This is a genomic window from Amycolatopsis sp. NPDC049688 (assembly GCF_040674975.1).
Classification (GTDB): Bacteria; Actinomycetota; Actinomycetes; order Mycobacteriales; family Pseudonocardiaceae; genus Amycolatopsis.
Window position 1 is genome coordinate 548131 of sequence record NZ_JBFANY010000002.1, and the last position, 19091, is coordinate 567221.

The 19091-nt window shown below is 70.7% G+C and carries 19 protein-coding genes; 15 read left to right on the forward strand and 4 right to left on the reverse strand.

Annotated features, from left to right (window positions below):
* Positions 1-26 precede the first annotated feature (26 nt).
* The 10 genes from AB0J55_RS08545 to AB0J55_RS08590 all read left to right on the forward strand — a co-directional run bounded on the left by AB0J55_RS08545 (position 27) and on the right by AB0J55_RS08590 (position 9731).
* Positions 27-1517 carry an ABC transporter substrate-binding protein gene (locus AB0J55_RS08545; protein ID WP_364244689.1) on the forward strand — a complete coding sequence of 497 codons (1491 nt, stop codon included), beginning with the start codon at positions 27-29 and terminating at the stop codon, positions 1515-1517.
* A complete protein-coding gene (locus tag AB0J55_RS08550) occupies positions 1514-2458 on the forward strand; it encodes an ABC transporter permease (protein WP_364244691.1) in 945 nt (314 codons plus the stop codon). Before AB0J55_RS08545 ends, AB0J55_RS08550 begins: the two co-directional genes overlap by 4 nt.
* Positions 2458-3264, forward strand: a complete 807-nt coding sequence (locus AB0J55_RS08555) for an ABC transporter permease (protein ID WP_364244694.1) — start codon at positions 2458-2460, stop codon at positions 3262-3264. Before AB0J55_RS08550 ends, AB0J55_RS08555 begins: the two co-directional genes overlap by 1 nt.
* A complete protein-coding gene (locus tag AB0J55_RS08560; RefSeq protein ID WP_364244696.1) occupies positions 3261-3992 on the forward strand; it encodes an ABC transporter ATP-binding protein in 732 nt (243 codons plus the stop codon). Before AB0J55_RS08555 ends, AB0J55_RS08560 begins: the two co-directional genes overlap by 4 nt.
* The gene (locus AB0J55_RS08565; RefSeq protein ID WP_364244699.1) at positions 3989-4759 is read left to right on the forward strand and encodes an ATP-binding cassette domain-containing protein; all 771 of its coding nucleotides are present in this window, start codon (positions 3989-3991) and stop codon (positions 4757-4759) included. The genes AB0J55_RS08560 and AB0J55_RS08565 overlap by 4 nt, the downstream gene beginning before the upstream one ends.
* Complete coding sequence (locus tag AB0J55_RS08570; protein WP_364244702.1) at positions 4752-6164, forward strand: aldehyde dehydrogenase family protein; 1413 nt, start codon at positions 4752-4754, stop codon at positions 6162-6164. Before AB0J55_RS08565 ends, AB0J55_RS08570 begins: the two co-directional genes overlap by 8 nt.
* Positions 6161-6916, forward strand: coding sequence for an SDR family NAD(P)-dependent oxidoreductase (locus AB0J55_RS08575; RefSeq protein WP_364244705.1), 756 nt, complete (start codon positions 6161-6163; stop codon positions 6914-6916). The genes AB0J55_RS08570 and AB0J55_RS08575 overlap by 4 nt, the downstream gene beginning before the upstream one ends.
* Before the next feature lie 10 nt (positions 6917-6926).
* A complete protein-coding gene (locus AB0J55_RS08580) occupies positions 6927-8312 on the forward strand; it encodes an amidase (protein WP_364244708.1) in 1386 nt (461 codons plus the stop codon).
* A 62-nt stretch (positions 8313-8374) separates the two neighbouring features.
* The gene (locus AB0J55_RS08585) at positions 8375-8899 is read left to right on the forward strand and encodes a sigma-70 family RNA polymerase sigma factor (RefSeq protein ID WP_364244711.1); all 525 of its coding nucleotides are present in this window, start codon (positions 8375-8377) and stop codon (positions 8897-8899) included.
* The gene (locus AB0J55_RS08590) at positions 8892-9731 is read left to right on the forward strand and encodes a CU044_5270 family protein (RefSeq protein ID WP_364244714.1); all 840 of its coding nucleotides are present in this window, start codon (positions 8892-8894) and stop codon (positions 9729-9731) included. The genes AB0J55_RS08585 and AB0J55_RS08590 overlap by 8 nt, the downstream gene beginning before the upstream one ends.
* A gap of 15 nt (positions 9732-9746) precedes the next feature.
* On the opposite strand, the gene AB0J55_RS08595 is transcribed toward AB0J55_RS08590, so the two are convergent.
* Together AB0J55_RS08595 and AB0J55_RS08600 are read right to left on the reverse strand one after the other, a co-directional pair.
* On the reverse strand, positions 9747-10604 hold the full coding sequence (locus AB0J55_RS08595; protein WP_364244717.1) for a CoA ester lyase: 858 nt from the start codon (positions 10602-10604) through the stop codon (positions 9747-9749).
* Entirely contained in the window at positions 10601-11671 is a 1071-nt protein-coding gene (locus AB0J55_RS08600) for a CoA ester lyase (RefSeq protein ID WP_364244720.1), read from the reverse strand. Before AB0J55_RS08600 ends, AB0J55_RS08595 begins: the two co-directional genes overlap by 4 nt.
* A gap of 434 nt (positions 11672-12105) precedes the next feature.
* On the opposite strand from AB0J55_RS08600, the gene AB0J55_RS08605 reads away from it, so the two are divergent.
* Genes AB0J55_RS08605 through AB0J55_RS08615 form a run of 3 tightly spaced genes read left to right on the forward strand, consistent with a single transcriptional unit; the run spans position 12106 to position 14364 of the window.
* Positions 12106-12756, forward strand: a complete 651-nt coding sequence (locus AB0J55_RS08605; RefSeq protein WP_364244722.1) for a hypothetical protein — start codon at positions 12106-12108, stop codon at positions 12754-12756.
* 10 nt (positions 12757-12766) lie between these two features.
* On the forward strand, positions 12767-13417 hold the full coding sequence (locus tag AB0J55_RS08610; protein WP_364244725.1) for an SDR family oxidoreductase: 651 nt from the start codon (positions 12767-12769) through the stop codon (positions 13415-13417).
* Entirely contained in the window at positions 13414-14364 is a 951-nt protein-coding gene (locus AB0J55_RS08615) for a ribose-phosphate pyrophosphokinase (RefSeq protein ID WP_364244728.1), read from the forward strand. The genes AB0J55_RS08610 and AB0J55_RS08615 overlap by 4 nt, the downstream gene beginning before the upstream one ends.
* Here the strand turns inward: AB0J55_RS08615 and AB0J55_RS08620 are convergent.
* On the reverse strand, positions 14361-15656 hold the full coding sequence (locus AB0J55_RS08620; protein ID WP_364244731.1) for a D-arabinono-1,4-lactone oxidase: 1296 nt from the start codon (positions 15654-15656) through the stop codon (positions 14361-14363). The genes AB0J55_RS08615 and AB0J55_RS08620 overlap by 4 nt on opposite strands.
* Positions 15657-15740: 84 nt before the next feature.
* On the opposite strand from AB0J55_RS08620, the gene AB0J55_RS08625 reads away from it, so the two are divergent.
* Positions 15741-16925: an amino acid deaminase/aldolase gene (locus AB0J55_RS08625; protein ID WP_364244734.1), complete on the forward strand. Its 1185-nt coding sequence runs from the start codon at positions 15741-15743 to the stop codon at positions 16923-16925.
* Positions 16926-16974: 49 nt separating this feature from the next.
* Here the strand turns inward: AB0J55_RS08625 and AB0J55_RS08630 are convergent, their stop codons facing one another.
* Positions 16975-17622 carry a TetR family transcriptional regulator gene (locus AB0J55_RS08630; RefSeq protein WP_364244737.1) on the reverse strand — a complete coding sequence of 216 codons (648 nt, stop codon included), beginning with the start codon at positions 17620-17622 and terminating at the stop codon, positions 16975-16977.
* Between the two features lie 130 nt (positions 17623-17752).
* Here AB0J55_RS08630 and AB0J55_RS08635 point away from each other — a divergent pair, with 130 nt between their 5' ends.
* A complete protein-coding gene (locus AB0J55_RS08635) occupies positions 17753-19069 on the forward strand; it encodes a GH1 family beta-glucosidase (RefSeq protein ID WP_364244740.1) in 1317 nt (438 codons plus the stop codon).
* The last annotated feature ends 22 nt before the right edge of the window (positions 19070-19091 follow it).

The window sequence follows — 19091 nt, forward strand, 5'->3', positions numbered from 1 at the left end:
GACCAGTGTACTAACCTGGAGGCCGAATGAAAGCCCGGATTCCCGTGGTGGCAGCGGCGCTGCTGCTCGCGGTGACCGGCTGCTCGGCCGGCTCGTCGGCGAGCGTTTCCGCCGGCCCGGGCACGCTTTCCGTCGGCTTCACGGCCGAACCGGCGAACTTCGACTTCACCCGCACCGACGGCGCCGCCATCCCGCAGGCCCTGCTCTACAACGTCTACGAAGGGCTCGTGAAGCTCGACGCGCAGGGCCGGGTGGTGCCGCTGCTCGCGAAGTCGTGGACGATCAGCCCGGACCGGCGCACCTACGACTTCCAGCTGCAGCCGGGCGTGAAGTTCAGCAACGGCGCACCCTTCACCGCCGAGGACGTCAAGTTCTCGCTCATGCGCGTGAAGACCGCTTGGACGATCTCGATCAAGTCCACCATGGACGTCGTCGACCACGTCGACGTCGTCGCGCCGGACCACGCGCGGGTGGTGCTGTCGAAGCCGTCCAACGGCTGGCTGTTCAGCCTCACCAGCCGGCTCGGCGCGATGTTCAGCCCGACCGGCGTCGCCGACCTGGCGAACAAACCGATCGGCACCGGGCCGTACGCCGTGGCGGCGCGCAAGCGCGGGGACTCCGTGGTGCTGAAGGAGAATCCCGCGTACTGGGGCCGGAAACCGGCGTACTCGACGGTGGTGCTCAAGTACATCAAGGACCCGACAGCGCTGAACAACGCGTTGTTCAGCAACGGCATCGACGTCATCTCCGCGATCACCGCACCCGACTCGATCCCGCAGTTCCAGGCGGACGACCGGTTCCAGGTCGTCCAAGGCACGTCGAACAGCGAAGTCACCCTGGCCATGAACAACGCGCGGGCGCCGCTGAACGACGTCCGCGTGCGCCAGGCCCTGACGTACGCGATCGACCGGAAGGCGTTGCTGGACACGGCGTGGGCCGGCCGCGGGACGCTGATCGGCAGCATGGTCCCGCCGACCGACCCCTGGTACGAGGACCTGGCGAACGTCTATCCCTTCGCCCCTGCGAAGGCGAAGGCGCTGCTGTCCGAGGCCGGCGCGACGAACCTGAACCTGCGGCTGCGGATCCCGAACCTGCCGTACGCGGTGTCGGCCGCCCAGGTCGTCCAGTCGCAGCTCGCCGACGTCGGGGTGCGGACCACGATCGAGCCGCTCGACTTCCCGGCGGTGTGGCTGAAGCAGGTGTTCACCGACCACGACTACGACCTGTCGATCATCCAGCACGTCGAGGCCAGGGACATCACGACGTTCGGCAAGCCGAAGTACTACTGGGGGTACGACAGCAAGCGGGTCCAGCAGCTGCTCGCCGAGGCCGACAGCGGGACGCCGGAGCAGCAGGTCGCGGACATGAAGCAGGTGGCGCGGCAGCTGAACACCGACGCCGCCGCGGACTGGCTGTTCCTGTTCCCCAACGTGATCGTCGCGAAGGCGAAGGTCGGCGGGTTCGCGGCGAACCAGGTCAGCGAGTCGTTCGACCTCACCGGGCTGGCGCCGCGATGACGGCCAAGGTGCTGCGCCGGGTGGCGATCTTCGTGGTCAGCGTGCTGGTCGCGTCGATCGTGGTGTTCCTGTTCATGGCCGTGCTGCCGGGCGACCCGGCGCAGGTAGCGCTCGGCGTCAACGCGACGCCGGAGCTGCTCGCCAAGACCCGCGCGGAGTTCGGCATCGACCGCCCGCTGGTCACGCAGTACTCCGACTGGATCGGCGGCGTGCTGCACGGCGACTTCGGGCGTTCGTACGTCACGCGGGACGCGATCGGGCCCCAGCTGCTCGACCGCCTCGGCGTGACGCTGTGGCTGGTCGGCGCGGGCATGCTGGTGGCGCTGGTGATCGCCGTGCCGGCCGGGACGTTCGCCGCGGTGAAGCACCGGAAAGCGTCGGGCGCCGGCGTTTCCGGGCTGTCGCAGATCGGCGTCGCCATCCCCGCGTTCCTCGCCGGGATCATCCTGGTGCAGATCTTCGCCGTCCGGCTGCGCTGGCTGCCCTCGGGCGGGTGGACCCCGCCGGACCAGGACTTCGGCGAGTTCTTCCGCGGCCTGATCCTCCCGGCGTTGTCGCTCGGCCTGGTGCAGGGCGCGGTTCTGACGCGCTATGTCCGGTCGGCGGTGCTCGACACGCTCGGCCAGGACTACCTGCGCACCGCGCGGTCCAAGGGGCTGCGACCAGGCCAGGCGCTGGTGCGTCACGGCTTGCGCAATGCGTCGGTGCCGGTGGTGACGGTGCTGGGCCTGCAGTTGGCGACCCTGCTGATCGGCGCGGTCGTCGTCGAGCGCGTGTTCGTGCTGCCGGGACTGGGTTCGATGCTGCTGGACGCGGTCTCCGCGCGTGACCTGCTGACCGTGCAGGGGATCGTGCTGGTCCTGGTGGTCGGCGTGCTGCTGGTCAACTTCGTCGTCGACGTCCTCTACACCGTGCTCGACCCGAGATTGCGGGGTTCGTGATGCGCAATCTGGTCCTGGGCGGGATTCTCGTCGGCTTGGTCGTGCTGGCCGCGCTGCTGTCGTTCCTGTGGACGCCGTTCGACCCGGTGAAGGTCGACGCGACCCACCGGCTGCTCGGCTTCGGCGCGTCACACTGGTTCGGCACCGACAAGTTCGGCCGCGACCTGCTCAGCCAGCTCATGGTCGGCGCGCGCACGACGCTGTACGTCGGAGTCGTCGCCGTCGGCATCGCCGCGGTGATCGGGACGCCGCTCGGGATCCTGGCCGGCATGTCGCCGCGGTGGCTCGGCGAGTTCGTCATGCGGGTCAACGACCTCGTGCTCGCGTTCCCCGCCCTGCTGCTGGCGATCATGTTCGGTGCCGTGTTCGGCGCGGACACGCTGACCGCGATGGTCGCGATCGGCATCGCCACCATCCCGTCGTTCGCGCGGATCGCCCGGTCCGGGACGCTGCAGGTGATGAGCACCGAGTTCGTGCTCGCCGCCCGCGCCGGCGGCCGGTCGAAGGTGAACATCGCGCTGCGGCACGTGCTGCCGAACATCTCCGGCCTGCTGATCGTGCAGGCGTCGGTGTCGTTCGCGATCGCCGTGCTCGCCGAAGCGGCGCTGTCGTTCCTCGGCTTCGGCACGCGGCCGCCGACGCCGTCGTGGGGCCGGATGCTGCAGGAGTCCCAGGAACTCCTGACCGTGCAGCCGCGGCTGGCGCTGGTGCCCGGGATCGCGATCGCCGTCGCCGTCCTCGGCTTCAACCTCCTCGGCGACGGCCTGCGCGACCGCCTGGACCCCCGATTGGCGGCCCGCGTATGACGCTTTCGGTGCGCGGCCTCAGCGTTTCCTCGCTGGTCCGGGACGTTTCCTTCGAGATCGGCGCGGGGGAGCGCGTCGGCCTGATCGGCGAGTCCGGATCCGGGAAGTCGCTGACGGCGCTGGCGATCATGGGCCTGCTGCCCGAGGAGCTGCGCGCGTCCGGCTCGGTTTCCCTGGGCGGCCGTGAGCTGCTGGAAATGTCCGAAGAGGACCTTTCGCGGCTGCGTGGCGACGAGCTGGCCATGGTGTTCCAGGAGCCGATGACGGCGTTGAACCCGGCCATGCGCATCGGCCGCCAGGTCACCGAGCCGGGGCGGATCCACGGCCGCCGTCACCGCGCCGAGGACCTGCTCACGGCCGTCGGCCTCCCGGGGACGGCTCGCGCCTACCCGCACCAGCTGTCCGGCGGCCAACGGCAACGGGTCGTGCTGGCGATGGCGTTGGCCAACGAGCCTTCCCTGCTGATCTGCGACGAGCCGACGACCGCGCTCGACGTCACCGTCCAGGCCCAGATCCTTTCGCTCATCAAGACGTCGTTGCCCGCCGACAGCGCCTTGCTGTTCATCACGCACGACCTCGCCGTCGTCGCTTCGGTGTGCGAGCGCGTGCTGGTGATGCTGGACGGCGAGATCGTCGAAGCGGGCTCGACGCGCGAAGTGCTGACGCAGCCGAAGCACGAGTACACCCGGAAGCTGCTGGCCGCCTCGGACCTGGAGGCCCGGCGATGATGCTCGAAGTCCGCGACCTCGAACGCCGGTACGCCCGGCGGAACGTGCACGCATTGCGCGGGGTCAGTTTCGACGTCGAGGCCGGGCAGCGGTTCGGCATCGTCGGGGAGTCCGGTTCGGGCAAGTCGACGCTGGTCCGGCTGCTGGCCGCGCTCGACAAGCCGACCGCGGGCACAGTCTCGTTCCAAGGTCGGCGCATCGACAACCTGCCCGAGCGTCGCCTCGGCTTCCTCCGGTCCGAACTGCAGATCGTGTTCCAGGACCCGATGGGCTCGCTCGACCCGCGGATGCGCGTCCGGGACATCGTTTCCGAGCCGCTCGGCCACCGCGAGCCCGATCGCGTCGCCGAACTGCTCACCGCCGTCGGCCTGCCCGCGGATGCGGCGGGGCGGTACCCGCACCAGTTCTCCGGCGGCCAGCGGCAGCGGATCTCCATCGCCCGCGCGCTGGCCCCGAAGCCGAGCGTGCTGATCGCCGACGAACCGGTCAGCGCCCTCGACGTCTCCGTGCGCGGCCAGATCCTCGACCTGCTGGCGTCTTTGGTGGACCAGTTCGCGCTGACGCTGATCTTCGTGTCGCACGACCTCGGCGTCGTCCGGCATGTCTGCGACCGGGTCGCGGTGATGCGCCGCGGCGAGATCGTCGAGCTCGGCGACGTGGCGCAGGTCTACGACGAGCCGCAGCACGAATACACGCGGGAACTGTTGCAAGCCGCGCCGGACCTGCGCGCGGAACTCGCCCGGTTGCGTGGAGGTGACGATGGCTGAGTACCCGGACGGCCTGCCGGTCGGCGACGGCTGGGTGTCCACCGCGGATACCGAAGAAATCGTTTTCCCATACGACGGGAGCGTCATCGGCCACGCGCCGGTCGGTACTCCTGAGCTGGCTACCCGCGCTGTCGACGAAGCTGTCGCTGTCGCGCGCGAAGTGGCTTCGCTGCCTTCGCGGACTCGCCGTGCGTTGCTGAACGACGTTGCCGCCGCGCTGCGTGCACGTCGTGCCGAGTTCGAAGACCTGCTGGTGCTGGAAACCGGGAAGCCGCTGGTCGATTGCCGTGTCGAGGTCGCGCGCACGATCGTCACCTGGGAAGCCGCCGCCGAAGAGGTGTCGCGGCTGCACGGCGAGACCGTGCCGCTCGACCTGCTGCCCGCCGGTGACGGCCTGGTCGGGTTCTGGAAGCGCAAGCCGATCGGCGTCGTCGTCGGTATAGCCGGCTTCAACTACCCGCTGCTGCTCGCGTCGCACAAGATCGCCCCCGCGATCGCTGCGGGCTGCCCGGTGATCGTCAAACCGGCGCCGCAGACCCCGCTGGCCACGCTGTGGCTGGTCCACCTCGTGCGCTCGGCCGCTCCGGTGCCCGCGATGGTCCAGCTGGTCACCGGGGACGCGTCGGTGGGCGCGGCCCTGACGACCGACCGCCGGATCGGCGCGGTCTCGTTCACCGGCTCGGCCGCGGTCGGGCACCGGATCGCCCGCGACGCGGCCCCGACGAAGACGCTGTTGGAACTGGGCTCGAACGCGGCGCTGGTCGTCGCACCCGACGCGGACCTGGACGCCGCGGTGGACGCCGTGCTGCGCGGCGGGTTCTACGCGTCCGGTCAGGCGTGCATCTCGGTGCAGCGGGTGCTGGTCGTCGAGTCGGTGGCTTCGGACTTCACCGAACGGCTGCTGGCGCGGCTCGACGAGGTCGTCGTCGGCGATCCGCGCGACGAGAAGACGCGAGTGTCCGCGCTGATCGACCCCGCCTCCACCGAGCGCGTCGCCGCGTGGATCTCGAAGTCCGGCGCGCGCCAGGTCGGCGGGGGAGTCGAGGGCACGGTGTTGCGCCCGACCGTCCTCCTCGACGTGCCGGACGGCGTCGAAGCCTGGGACGAAGAGATCTTCGGCCCGGTCGTCTGCGTCCGGACGGTGTCCGATGTGGACGAAGCCTTCGCGGCGGTGAACGCGTCCCGCTACGGGCTCCACGCCAGCGTCTACAGCCGGTCGCTGAACACCGCGTTCCGCGCCCTCGACGAGCTGGAAGTGGGCGGCGTCGTGATCAACGAGGTGCCCGGCTTCCGGTCGGACACCATGCCCTACGGCGGCGTGAAGGACTCCGGCATCGGCCGCGAAGGGCCGCGGTTCGCCGTCGAAGAGCTGACCGTGACCAGGATGGCGGTGCTGCGCCCGTGAACTACTCGACGTTGTTCCGCCTGGACGGTCGCCGGGCCGTCGTGCTCGGCGCGGGCGGCATCGGCCGCGAAGCCGCGCGGGCCCTCGCGGCCCACGGCGCTGACGTGGTGTGCGCCGACCGCGACCTCGAAGCCGCGCGAGAAGCCGGTGTCGGCGAGGCGTACGCGATCGACCTCCTCGAACCGGGTGCGCTCGACCGCGCCGCAGCCGAGCTGGGCGACGTCGACGTCGTCGTGCTGACGGCCGCCACCAACGTCCGCAAACGTTTGCTGGACTACACACGCGAGGAGTTCGACCGGGTCATCGCGCTGAACCTCGGCGTGACGTTCGAGGTCGTCCGCGTCTTCGGCGCCGGCATGGTCGCGCGCGGCCGGGGCAGCATCATCGGCTTCTCGTCGATCCGCGGCACCACCGTCGAGCCGGGACAGGGCCCGTACGCGGCGACGAAGGCCGGGCTCGTCCAGCTGTTCCGGACGGCCGCGGCGGAGTTCGGGCCGTCCGGCGTGCGGGTCAACGCGATCGCACCCGGCGTCGTCGAGACCCCGCTGACCGCGCAGATCAAGGCGAACCCGGAGTGGTACGACGCGTACGCGGCGAAGGGCGCGTTGGGACGTTGGGCGCGTCCGGACGAACTCGCCGGCGCGGTCGTGTACCTCGCTTCGGACGCTTCGTCGTTCGTGACCGGCTCAGTGCTCGCGGTGGACGGCGGCTGGACCGCCGTCGACGGCCGCTTCGACCCGCCCGCCTCGTGAAGGAGCGCTCATGACCGAGCTGCCCGACCTGACCGCCGTCGAGCTCGTGGCGCAGTACCGCGCGAAGACGCTCTCGCCGGTCGAGGTGACCGAAGCCGTCATCGCGCGCATCGAGGCGCGAGAGCCGGAGCTGCACGCGTTGTATGCGTACGACCCTTCAAGCGCTCTCGATGCCGCGAAGGCGTCCGAAGCGCGTTGGGCGTCGGACGAACCGCTGGGCGCGATCGACGGCGTCCCGCTCACGCTGAAGGAGAACATCGCCACCCGCGGCACGCCGGTCCCGCTGGGCACGGCGGCCACGGCGCTCACCCCGGCCCCGGACGACGCCCCGGCGGCCGCCCGGGTCCGCGAGTCCGGCGGCGTCCTGCTGGCCAAGACGACCATGCCGGACTACGGGATGCTGACGTCCGGGCTCTCGAGCTTCCACCCCACGGCCCGCAACCCGTGGCAGCTCTCGGCCACGCCCGGCGGCTCGAGCGCGGGGGCCGGGGCCGCGGCCGCCGCGGGGTACGGCCCGCTGCACGTCGGCACGGACATCGGCGGCTCGATCCGGCTGCCGGCGGGCTGGTGCGGCCTGGTCGGGCTGAAGCCGAGCTTCGGCCGGGTGCCGGTGCACCCGCCGTTCCTCGGCCGCGTCGCGGGCCCGATGACCCGCACGGTCGCGGACACGGCGTTGCTGATGAGCGTGCTTTCGCGCCCGGACGCGCGTGACCACCTGTGCCTGCCGCCCGCCGACCTCGACTGGTCGTCCCTGGACCGCTCGCTGCCGGGTCTGCGCGTCGGCCTGCAGCTGGAGTCCGGGCCCGGCCTCCCGGTGGACCCGGTGATCCGCGACGCCGTCACCGCGGCGGCCCGCGCGTTCGAAGCCGCGGGCGCGGTCGTCGAGCCGGTCGAGCCGTTCCTGACCCGCGAGATGCTCGACGGCCTGGACGTGTTCTGGCGGACGCGGGCCTGGTCGGACCTGGCGGCCCTGCCGCCGGACCGCCGCGCGAAGGTCCTGCCGTACATCGCCGACTGGGCGGCCGGCGGCGCGAACGCGTCCGGCGTGGCGGTCTACCGCGGTTTCGCCCAGATCGACGCGATGAGCGTGGCGGCCCTGAACGCGACTTCGGCGTTCGACGTCGTGCTGTCCCCGGCGTGCCCGGTGGCGGCACCGCCGGCGGAGTGGGCGTCCCCGACGAACGACCCGGCCCGGCCGTTCGAGCACATCGCGTTCACGGTGCCGTACAACATGTCCGGCCAGCCGGCGGTGTCGCTGAACTGCGGCTACACAGACGACGGCCGCCCGATCGGCCTCCAGATCGCCGGCCCCCGCTTCGACGACCTCGGCGTGTTGCGCGCCGCGGCGGCGTACGAGCGGCTCCGCCCGCCGCAGCGCCCCTGGCCGATCGGGTAGGGAAGAAGTTCCGTCCCGGCGGCGAAGTAGTGGTGAACCTGCCGCCGAAGGGAAGGAACTCCATGACAGAGGCAGCCCCGGTGACTGGCGTCGACCAGTTCACCGAGGTGCACGATCGCCACTTCGCCGAGATCTACCGCTACGTCGCCGGCCGGCTCGGCGCGCAGGCCGCGGAGGACGTCGCCGCCGAGACGTTCCTGGTGGCGTTCGACCGCCGCGGGAAGTTCGACCCCGCCCGCGGTGACCTGCGTGCCTGGCTGTTCGGCATCGCGACCAACCTGGTCTCCCGGCACCGCCGCAAGGAGGCCCGGCACTACCGCGCCCTCGCGCGGCTAGACCCGCGTGAGGCCGCCGAAGGACACGAAAACCGGGTCGTCGATTCGGTCGCGGCTGCCCGGGTGGGGCAGGCGCTGGGCCGCCTGTCCGCCGGCGAACGCGATGTCCTGCTGCTCGTCGCGCTCGGCGACCTCGGCTACGCGGAAGTCGCCGAAGCCCTCGGCATCTCCCCGGGCACGGTCGGTTCCCGGCTGAACCGCGCCCGCAAAAAGCTCACCCTCGTCCTTTCCCAGGAGGCTTCCGATGAATGACCTGCAGACCCTGCGGGCCGCGCTGACACCGGCCGACCCCGCCCAGGACGTCGTCGACCGGAGCCGGCACCGGCTGCAGAACCGGATGCTCGCGGCTCCCCGCCGCCGGGTCCGCCCGCTCGCGATCGGCATCGGCCTCGTGGCCGCTGCGGCCGCCGCCGCGGTGGTCGTGGCGACCCTGCCGGGCACCCCCACGCCCCCGTCCCAGGCGGTGGCCCCGGTCGACCCCGGCCGCCAGATCCTGCTGGCGGCGGCCACGGTCGCCGAGCGCACCCCGGCCGGCACCGGCAAGTACTGGCACTCGACGACGAAGGTGGGCAAGGAGACCTGGGAGTACTGGACCACCGCCGACGGGCACGAGTGGTACCGCGACGCGAAGACCCACGGCAAAGCCGTGCCCCAGCCGCGCCCCCGCCCCATCCGGCTGAACGGCGACGACGACGTCACGATCAGCGGGATCCTGGCGCTGCCCGCGGACCCGGCGGCCCTGCGGAACTGGCTCAACGAAGGGCTGAAGCGGCACGGGGTGCCCGCGAACCAGCGGGACACGTTCGTGCTCCAGTCGCTGATCGACCTGGTCTCCGTGGTGCCGTCACCCCCGGCGGTCCGCGCGGCGGCGTTCCGCGCGATCGCCGCCGACCCGGCCGTGCACGCCACCCCCGACGGCAAGGGCGTCCAGCTCCCGGGCGGCGGCCGCCTCGTCGTCGACCCGGCGACCGGCCAGGTCGACGGCTCCTCGGTGTTCCTGGGCCCGGACGGCAAACCGGCCACGGACACGAAGGGCCACCCGTACGCGGTCAGTGCCGAGTGGACGGACGACCTGCCGAAGTGAGCGTCGCCGAGGCCGTCAGCCCTTGACGGCCTCGGCCAGCGCCAGCACCCGCCGCGCGTTGTCGACGTGCAGGTTCTCGATCATCCGGCCGTCCACAGTGACCACGCCCCTGCCGGACGCCTTGGCCTCCTCGAAGGCGTCGATGATCCGCCGCGACCGCTCGATCTCCTCTTCGGACGGCGCGAAGATCCGGTTGCACGGCTCCACCTGCGCCGGGTGGATCAGCGTCTTGCCGTCGAAGCCGTACTGCCGCCCCTGCTCGCACTCGGCCTCGAAGCCTTCGAGGTCCTTCACGTCGTTGTAGACGCCGTCGAGGATCACCTTGCCGGTCGCGCGCGCGGCCAGCAGGCACAGCGACAGCCCGCCCAGCAACGGCCCGCGGCCCGGGACGAACTCCGCGTGCAGCTCCTTGGCCAGGTCGTTCGTGCCCATCACCAGCACGGTCAGCCGCTCCGACGCCGCCGCGATCTCCTCCGCGTGCAGCATCGCGACCGGCGTCTCGACCATCGCCCAGATCTTCGTGTGGTCCGGTGCGCCGCCGAGCTCCAGCGCGCGCTCGATGTTGTGCACTTCGGACGCCGAGTTCACCTTCGGCACGACCACCGCGGCCGGGCCCGCCGACGCGGCCGCGCGCAGGTCGGCGTCGTGCCACTCGGTGTCCAGGCCGTTCACCCGGATCGTCACCTCGCGCTCGCCGTAGTTCCCGACGGCCGCGCACACGCGTTCCCGCGCCGCTTCCTTCGCGTCCGGCGCGACGGCGTCCTCGAGGTCGAGGATCAGCGCGTCCGCCGGGATCGTCTTGGCCTTCTCCAGCGCGCGCTCGTTCGCACCGGGCATGTAGAGGACGGACCGCCTCGGCTTCAGCTCGGTCATCCGAGGGCCTCCTTGGTGGCCGCGTCGTAGGCCGCGGCGAGTTCGGGGTCGTCCGCCGCGAGGGCGTCGGCCAGTTCGGCGACCACGCGGCACTGCTTCACCGACGCGTCGTCCTGCATCTTCCCGTCGATCATCACCGCGCCCGTGCCGTCACCCATCTCGGCGATCACCCGGCGCGCCCAGGCCACATCGGACGGCGACGGCGAGAACACCTTCTTCGCGATGTCGATCTGCACCGGGTGCAGGCTCCACGCGCCGACGCAGCCGAGCAGGAACGCGTTGCGGAACTGGTCCTCACAGGCCACGACGTCGCGGATGTCCCCGAACGGCCCGTAGTACGGCAGGATCCCGTGCATCGCGCACGCGTCGACCATCCGCGCGACCGTGTAGTGCCAGAGGTCCTGCTGGTAGGTGGTCCGGCCCGCGTTCAGGTCGTCCCCCGTCGGGTCGGTGCGCACCAGGTAGCCCGGGTGCCCGCCGCCGACGCGGGTCGTCTTCATCCGGCGGCTCGCGGCCAGGTCGGCCGGGCCGAGCGAGATGCCCTGCATGCGGGGGCTGGCGCCGGCGATCTCCTCCACATTGGCCACGCCGCTCGCCGTCTCGAGGATCGCGTGCACCAGCAACGGCTTCGTCAGGCCGGCGCGCGCTTCGAGCTGGGCCAGCAGCCGGTCGACGTAGTGGATGTCCTGCGCGCCCTCGACCTTCGGCACCATGATCACGTCGAGCTTGTCGCCGATCTCGGTGACCAGCGTGACCAGGTCGTCCAGCACCCACGGCGAATCCAGGCTGTTGACGCGCGTCCACAGCTGCGTCTTCCCGAAGTCGTTCGCCTTGGCGATCGCGACCAGCCCGGCGCGCGCGGCCTCCTTGCGGTCGGCGCGGACGGCGTCCTCGAGGTTGCCGAGCAGGACGTCGACCTTCTTCGCGATGTCCGGCACCTTGGCCGCCATCTTCTCGTTGCCCGGGTCGAAGAAGTGGATCATCCGGGACGGCGTCACCGGGATTTCCCGCACGGGGGCGGGCGCGCCCAGGGCGAGCGGGGCGAAGAAGTCCTTCGGGGAGCGCATCGGTCCTCCAAGGCGGCGGCTAAGTAACTGGTGGGTAACTTTAGTCCCCGAGCGCGCGTGACCGCTGCGGCGTAGCTCACCGCCGGCCGGGTGACGGCGGACATCCGCAGCTCAGCGGCCTGCGTCCACAGTGGATGACCCGCGGTTTGCGCCGAACGGGCTAGTCCCCGGCCGGGTGATCCTCGTTTGGCGCCTTCTGCTCGGGGTAGTCGATTGCCGTCGGACGGTAATGCCACTCACCTCGCTCTCACTCGGTTGGCCGCACCGTTCGACCGAAGTCCGATGACCGCCTACCGACCGGTCATCGACCGCTGGGCGCCGCCGATCGCAGCCACTCGCGCTACCCGGCGACGCCGTGCCGCCGCGCTGTTAGACAAGTGAGGTGCCGGTTTCCCCCGGTCACGAAGCGGTGCAGGTTAGAAGGAGGCGGACTCGTGGCGGCTACACCTCAGAACACCGAGCGCTCGACGGTCGCCGGTGGCGCGCAGCGCAGCCGGTCGATGCCGAGCCGCGTGGTGCCGCCGATCGAGCTCCCCGCGAGCGTCGACGAGCTCGCCCGCACCGCGGCCGCCCAGCTGGGCTGGAACGGCGTCGTCCTCCCCGAGATCACCATCCTGGGCCGCAAGGTCTGCGTGGTCGCCAAGCTTCGCACCGACGTGCACGCCGAACGCATCGCGATGGGTGCCGGCCCGGTGGCCGACCGCGCCACCGTCGACACCTGGACCTGGCCGGAGCTGGCCGGAACCGCCCCCGCCCCGGCCGCCGAGATCGTCGGCGTCCTGGCCGTCGCGCGCCACTGGCGCACCGCGATGGCCTCCGCGGTTCCGTTCGCCCGCTACGGCGAGGCCGCGATGGTCCTCCCCTCCCCGGCGGTGCTCACCGAGGACTACGTCGGCAACTGCCTGCCGCGCGCCCGCGCGTACGGCCTCGCCGTCGTGACCGCCGACCCGAACGCGGTCGTCGACCTCGACCTCGAGGGCCGCACCGAGCGCGTCGTGCTGGCCGAGGACCCGGTCTCCCGCCTGGTCAACGAGCTGGTCTACGACCACCTGCTCCGCACCGCAGAGGCGCCCGCTTCGCACTAAGGTCGGCTCCATGCGAGTCGTCATTGCTGGTGGACACGGTCAGATCGCGTTGCGGCTCGAGCGGCTGCTCGCCGCGCGCGGTGACGAAGCGGTCGGCATCATCCGGAACCCCGCCCACGTGGCGGACCTCGAAGCCGTCGGCGCCCAGGCCGTCGTGCTCGACCTCGAGAACTCCGATGTGGACGCCGTCGCCGAGGTGCTGAAGGGCGCCGACGCCGCGGTGTTCTCCGCGGGCGCCGGGCCGGGCAGCGGCACCGCCCGCAAGGACACTGTGGACCGCGGCGCCGCGGCGCTGTTCGCCGAAGCGGCCGAGCGCGCCGGCGTCCGGCGGCACGTCCAGGTCGGCTCGATCGGCGCCGACAACCCGGAGAACCCCGACGTCACCGAGGAATTCCGGCACTACCTGCGCGCCAAGCGCGCGGCGGAGGACGACCTCAAGGCGCGCGACCTCGACTGGACGATCCTCCGGCCCGGACAGCTGACCGACGACCCCGGCACCGGCCTGGTCCTCCTGGCCGAGACGACCGGCCGCGGCCCGATCCCGCGCGACGACGTCGCCGCGGTGCTCGTCGGCCTGCTCGACACGCCCGCTTCGGCGCGCCGCACCCTCACCCTGATCTCGGGTGAGGACGCCATCGGCGAGGCGATCGCAGCACTGTGATCACCCAGGCATCGAGAGAAATCGCCGTTTTCAGCGGCAGCGCCCACCCCGAGCTGGCCGAAGAGATCTGCCAGCACCTCGGCGTGCCGCTGCGGCCGGTCGAGATCCAGCGGTTCGCCAACGACTGCCTCGAGGTGCAGCTCCAGTCCAACTGCCGCGAGCGGGACGTGTTCATCATCCAGCCGCTGGTGAAGCCGGTGCAGGAGCACCTCGTCGAGCTGCTGCTGATGCTCGACGCGGCGCGCGGCGCGTCGGCGTCCCGCATCACCGCCGTGATCCCGCACTACTCGTACGCGCGCTCGGACAAGAAGGACGCACCGCGCATCTCGATCGGCGGCCGGCTGGTCGCCGACCTGCTGGTGACGGCCGGCGCGAGCCGCGTGCTGGCGATGACCCTGCACTCGCCGCAGGTCCACGGCTTCTTCAGCGTCCCGGTCGACCACCTGCACGCACTGCAGGAGCTGGCCAAGCACTTCCGCCAGTACGACCTCTCGCGCGCGACCGTCGTTTCACCCGACCTGGGCAACGCGAAGGAGGCGTCGCACTTCGCGCGGCTCCTCGGCGTCCAGGTCGCGGCCGGCGCGAAGGAACGCTTCCCGGACGACCGCGTCCAGATCACGTCGGTGATCGGCGAGATCACCGGCCGGGACGTGATCGTGCTCGACGACGAGATCGCCAAGGGCAGCACGGTGCTGGAGCTGCTCGACAAGCTGGCCGAGCTGGAGCCGCGGTCGATCCGGGTCGCCTGCACGCACGGGCTGTTCGCGGCGAAGGCCATCGAACGCATCGGCAGCCGGCCGGAGGTACTGGAGATCGTCTGCACCAACACGGTCCCGGTGCCCGAGGAGGAGCGCACCGAGAAGCTGAAGATCCTGTCGATCGCACCGGCGATGGCCGAGGCGATCCGCCGGATCCACAATGGCGAATCGGTGTCGGCGTTGTTCTAAGCCGGGCCGAGCACGCGGTCCAGATAGGTGTTCGTGAACACGCCGTTCGGGTCGGTTTCCTTGCGCACGCGCAGGAAGTCGTCGAAGTGCGGATAGCGCGAGCGGAGGACGCCGGCGTCGAGGTCGTGCATCTTGCCCCAGTGCGGGCGGCCGCCGACCGCGCCGGCGATCTTCTCGAACGCGCTGAAGTACTCGCGGTACGGCATGCCGACGAACTGGTGGATGGCGATGTAGGCGGAGTCGCGGCCCTGCGCGGTCGACAGCCAGATGTCGTCGGCCGCGGCGACCCGCACCTCGACCGGGAACATCACCGGGTCCTTCAGCGTCGGCACCACGGCCCGTAGTTCGGCGAGCACGTCGAGCACTGATTCACGTGGAACAGCGTATTCCGTTTCGGTGAACCGGACGTTCCGCGCGGTGACGAAGACGCGGTGGGAGACGTCGCTGTACTCGCGGGCGGAGAGGACGTTCGAGGCGAAGCTGCCGAGCGACGGCACCAGCTTCGGCATCAGCCGCCCGGTCCGGCAGAGGCCGCCGAAAGCGACGTTTTCCATGATCCGGTAGTCGACGAACTCCCGGACCTTGCTCAGCGGCTGCGCGGTCTCGCATCGGTTGTTCCGCTTGACCAGGGCGTTCTTGCCGTAGGGGAACCAGTAGAACTCGAAGTGGTCGTTTTCGTCGGCGAAGTCGTGGAAGCCCTCGAGGACCTGCTCCAGCGGCTCGGGCCGTTCCTGCGCGCGGAGGAAGAACGACGGCTCGCACTTGAGCGTCACCGTGGTGATCACCCCGAGCGCGCCAAGGCCGACGCGGGCAGCGGCGAAGAGGTCGGGTTTCTCGTCGGCCGAGCAGGTGACGACCGAGCCGTCGGCGAGCACGAGCTCGAGCGCGGCGATCTGCGTGGCGAGGCCGCCGAGCTTCGCGCCGGTGCCGTGGGTCCCGGTGGAAATCGCACCGGCGATGGTCTGCGCGTCGATGTCACCGAGGTTCGCCATGGCCAGCCCGAGCGCGTCGAGTTCGGCGTTGAGCTGCCTGATCGTCGTGCCGGAGCGGACGGTGACGTGCCGGGTTCCGAGGTCCACCCGCTCGACGCCGGTCCAGTTCCGCAGGTCGAGAGCATCGGAGTCGGCGACGGCGATCGCGGTGAAGGAGTGCCCGCTGCCCCAGGGGCGTACGGTCCGGCCGGCCTTGGCGACGCCCTCGACGGCCGCCGCGATCTCAGCCGCGTTGCGCGGCTGGTGAACGTGTTGCGGCGAGGCGGACGCCGTGCCCGCCCAGTTGGTCCACCGGGTCATGCGCGCACCCTTCATCGTCGAGTGCCCGAAACAGTAAGTGAATAGTATTCGCGTTTCAAGCCTTCGTGTCGTACTTTAGACCTCGTGACCAGTGCGACGGTGTACGACTTGGCGACCAAGGACCTCGACCCGCCCTTGGCGGTGGTCGATCTGGCTGCCTTCGACGCGAACGCCGACGACCTCCGCCGCCGCGCGGCGGGCAAGCCGATCCGCGTCGTGAGCAAGTCGGTGCGCTGCCGCGCGCTGCTGGAGCGAGCGCTGGCGATGCCGGGCTTCGAGGGCCTGATGTGCTACTCGCTGGCGGAAGCGGTCTGGCACGTGGAGCAGGGCACGACCGATGACATCGTCGTCGCCTACCCGACGGCCGACCACGAAGCCCTCCGCCGCCTGGCTGCTTCCGAGCGCGCCCGCGCGTCGATCGCGATCATGGTGGACTCGGTCGCGCACCTGGATCTGGTCGACGCGGCCCTCGGCCACGGCCACCCGGAGATCCGGGTGTGCCTGGAGCTGGACGCGTCCTGGCGCCCGCTGCCGGGGGTGCACGTCGGCACGCGGCGGTCACCGGTGTTCACCCCGAGCCAGGCGTCGGCGTTCGCCCGCCAGATCGTGGCCCGCCCGGGCTTCCGCCTGGTGGGCGTGATGGCGTACGAAGGCCAGATTGCGGGCCTCGGCGACGCGGCGGGCCGCCGCCTGAACCGGGCGGTGGTCGGCTGGATGCAACGCAGGTCGGCGGCCGAGCTGGCCCGCCGCCGCGGCGAAGTGGTCCGCGCGGTCCGCGCGGTGACGGACCTGGAGTTCGTCAACGGAGGCGGAACGGGCAGCCTGGAGTCGACGGGCGCGGACGAAGTGGTGACCGAGATAGCGGCGGGCTCGGGGCTGATCGGCCCCACGCTCTTCGACGGCTACACGCGCTTCAAGCCCCGCCCGGCGGCGTTGTTCGCGCTCCCGGTGGTCCGCCGCCCTACCCGCAAAATCGCCACCCTCTTCTCGGGCGGCTACATCGCCTCGGGCCCGACGGGGCCATCGCGTCAGCCACAGCCGTACCTGCCGGCGGGCTTGAAGTTCCTGGGTTTCGAGGGAGCGGGCGAGGTCCAGACCCCGGTGACGGGCCGCGCGGCTCGGAACTTGAACCTGGGCGACCGGGTGTGGCTGCGGCACGCCAAGGCGGGCGAGCTGGCGGAGCGGTTCACGCACTACCACCTGATCAACGGCGACCAGGTCGAGCGCACGGTTCCGACCTACCGGGGCGAGCAGCAGAACTTCGGCTGATCCCAGTTGTCCACAGCTTTGCATACCTGTGGACAACTCCTGTGGACAGCTAGGACTGTTCCCCGAACCGAGCCGCCAAATACCCCTTCACCACATACTTCGCCTCGGCGACGATCTTCTCGTCCCCGCTCGGCTCCTTCCGGAAAGCCAGCTTCAGCAACGCGTCCGCCACCTCGTTCGCGATCCCGATCGCGAACCGCAGGTCCTCCACCGGCCGATCCACCTGCGTCGACACCAGATCCGTCAGCGAATCCACGATCACCGCGTTGTTGTCGCGGGTCTCGTCGAGCAGCTGCCGGTCGATGATGTCGCCGAAGTGGACCTTCGAAAAGCCGGGCACCGTCCGGTGCATCTCCAGGTAGATGTCGAGGATCGAGTCCACGACGTCCCACCAGTGCTCCGGCCCCAGCTGCTTCAGGCGCTCGTTCACCGCGCCCACGAAGCGCTCCAGATTGCGGGCCGTAAGCGCTTGCACCACCGCTCGCTTGTCCGGGAAGAACTGGTACAGCGAACCCACGGCGACCCCGGCCCGCTTGGCGATCAACGTCGTCGTCAGCGCGTCGTAGCCGAGCTCGTCGATCAACGCCGCGCTCGCGTCGAGCATCTGCTCGACCCTCTTCGCGCTTCGCTGCTGAACCGGCTGACGGCGTAAGGGGGTGGCTTCTGCCGGCACCTTCGCGGCCTGGATGTCGGACACGGCGCTCCTCCTCGTCTGATCTGCGACTTTATCGTGCCGACGGGCTTCCCCACGGACGAGTGAAGACCTAGTATATGAGAACTTTTCATGTTCACCCGTACGGGTGGCCTGACGAAGGGGTCAGCAGCCGGTGCAGAACCCGATCTTCCCGCCCGACTTCCTCTGGGGTGTCTCGACATCTGCGTTCCAGATCGAAGGCGCCACCAGCGAAGGTGGGCGCGGACCGTCCATCTGGGACACGTTCACCGCGACCGAGGGCAAGATCGCCCGCGGTGAACAAGCCAACGTAGCCGCCGACCACTACCACCGCTACCCCGAAGACATCGCGCTGATGGCCGAACTCGGCGTCGGCGCCTACCGGATGTCCATCGCCTGGCCCCGCATCCAGCCCGACGGCAAGGGCGCGCCCAACCCCGAAGGGCTCGGCTTCTACGACAAGCTCATCGACGCCGTTTGCGAAGCCGGCATCGCTCCCGCCGTCACGCTCTACCACTGGGACACCCCGCAAACCGTCGAAGACGAGGGCGGCTGGCTCTCCAGGGCGACCGCTGAGCGCTTCGCGGAGTACGCCCGGATCATCGGAGAGCGCTTCGCCGATCGGGTGAAACTGTGGATTCCGCTCAACGAGCCCATGGTCATGTCCATCTTCGGCTACGGCATCGGCGAGTACGCGCCCGGCAAGGTCCTGCTGCTCGACGCCATCCCCACCGCGCACCACCAGAACCTCGCGCACGGCCTCGCCGTCCAGGCCCTCCGCGCGGCCGGCGCGACGAACATCGGCACCGCCAACAACCACTCGCCCATCTGGCCCGCGGACGACGACGCCCACGACGCGGCGGACTACCTCGACGCCCTGCTCAACCGGCTCTACGCCGACCCCATGCTGCTCGGCAGCTACCCCGAACAGCTCCACGAACACCTCCCCGCCGGGTTCGCCGACGACCTGCCCACCATCGCGCAGCCGCTCGACTTCTACGGCGTCAACTACTACGAGCCGCAAGGAGTGGCGAAGCCCGGCCCGGGCAACCCGCTGCCCTTCGAGCTGCGCGACATCGAGGGCTACCCGATGACGACCAACGCCTCGCCGATCGTCCCGCACGCCCTGCGCGAGCTGCTGCTGGACTTCCACCACCGCTACCAGGACAAACTGCCGCCGATCCAGATCACCGAGAACGGCTGCAGCTTCGCCGACGAAGTCGCCGAGGACGGCGGGGTGCACGATCCCGAGCGCATCGACTTCCTGCACAGCCACCTGGTCGCCCTGCGGGAGGCGATGGACGCCGGGGTCGACGTCCGTGGCTACTTCTGCTGGTCCCTGATGGACAATTTCGAATGGTCCAAGGGCTACGCGCCGCGCTTCGGCCTGGTGCACGTCGACTACGAGAGCCTGCGGCGGACGCCGAAGGACTCGTTCCACTGGTACCGGAAGCTGGTGCGGCATGAGTGAGCTTGCGAACGAATCAGGTCGG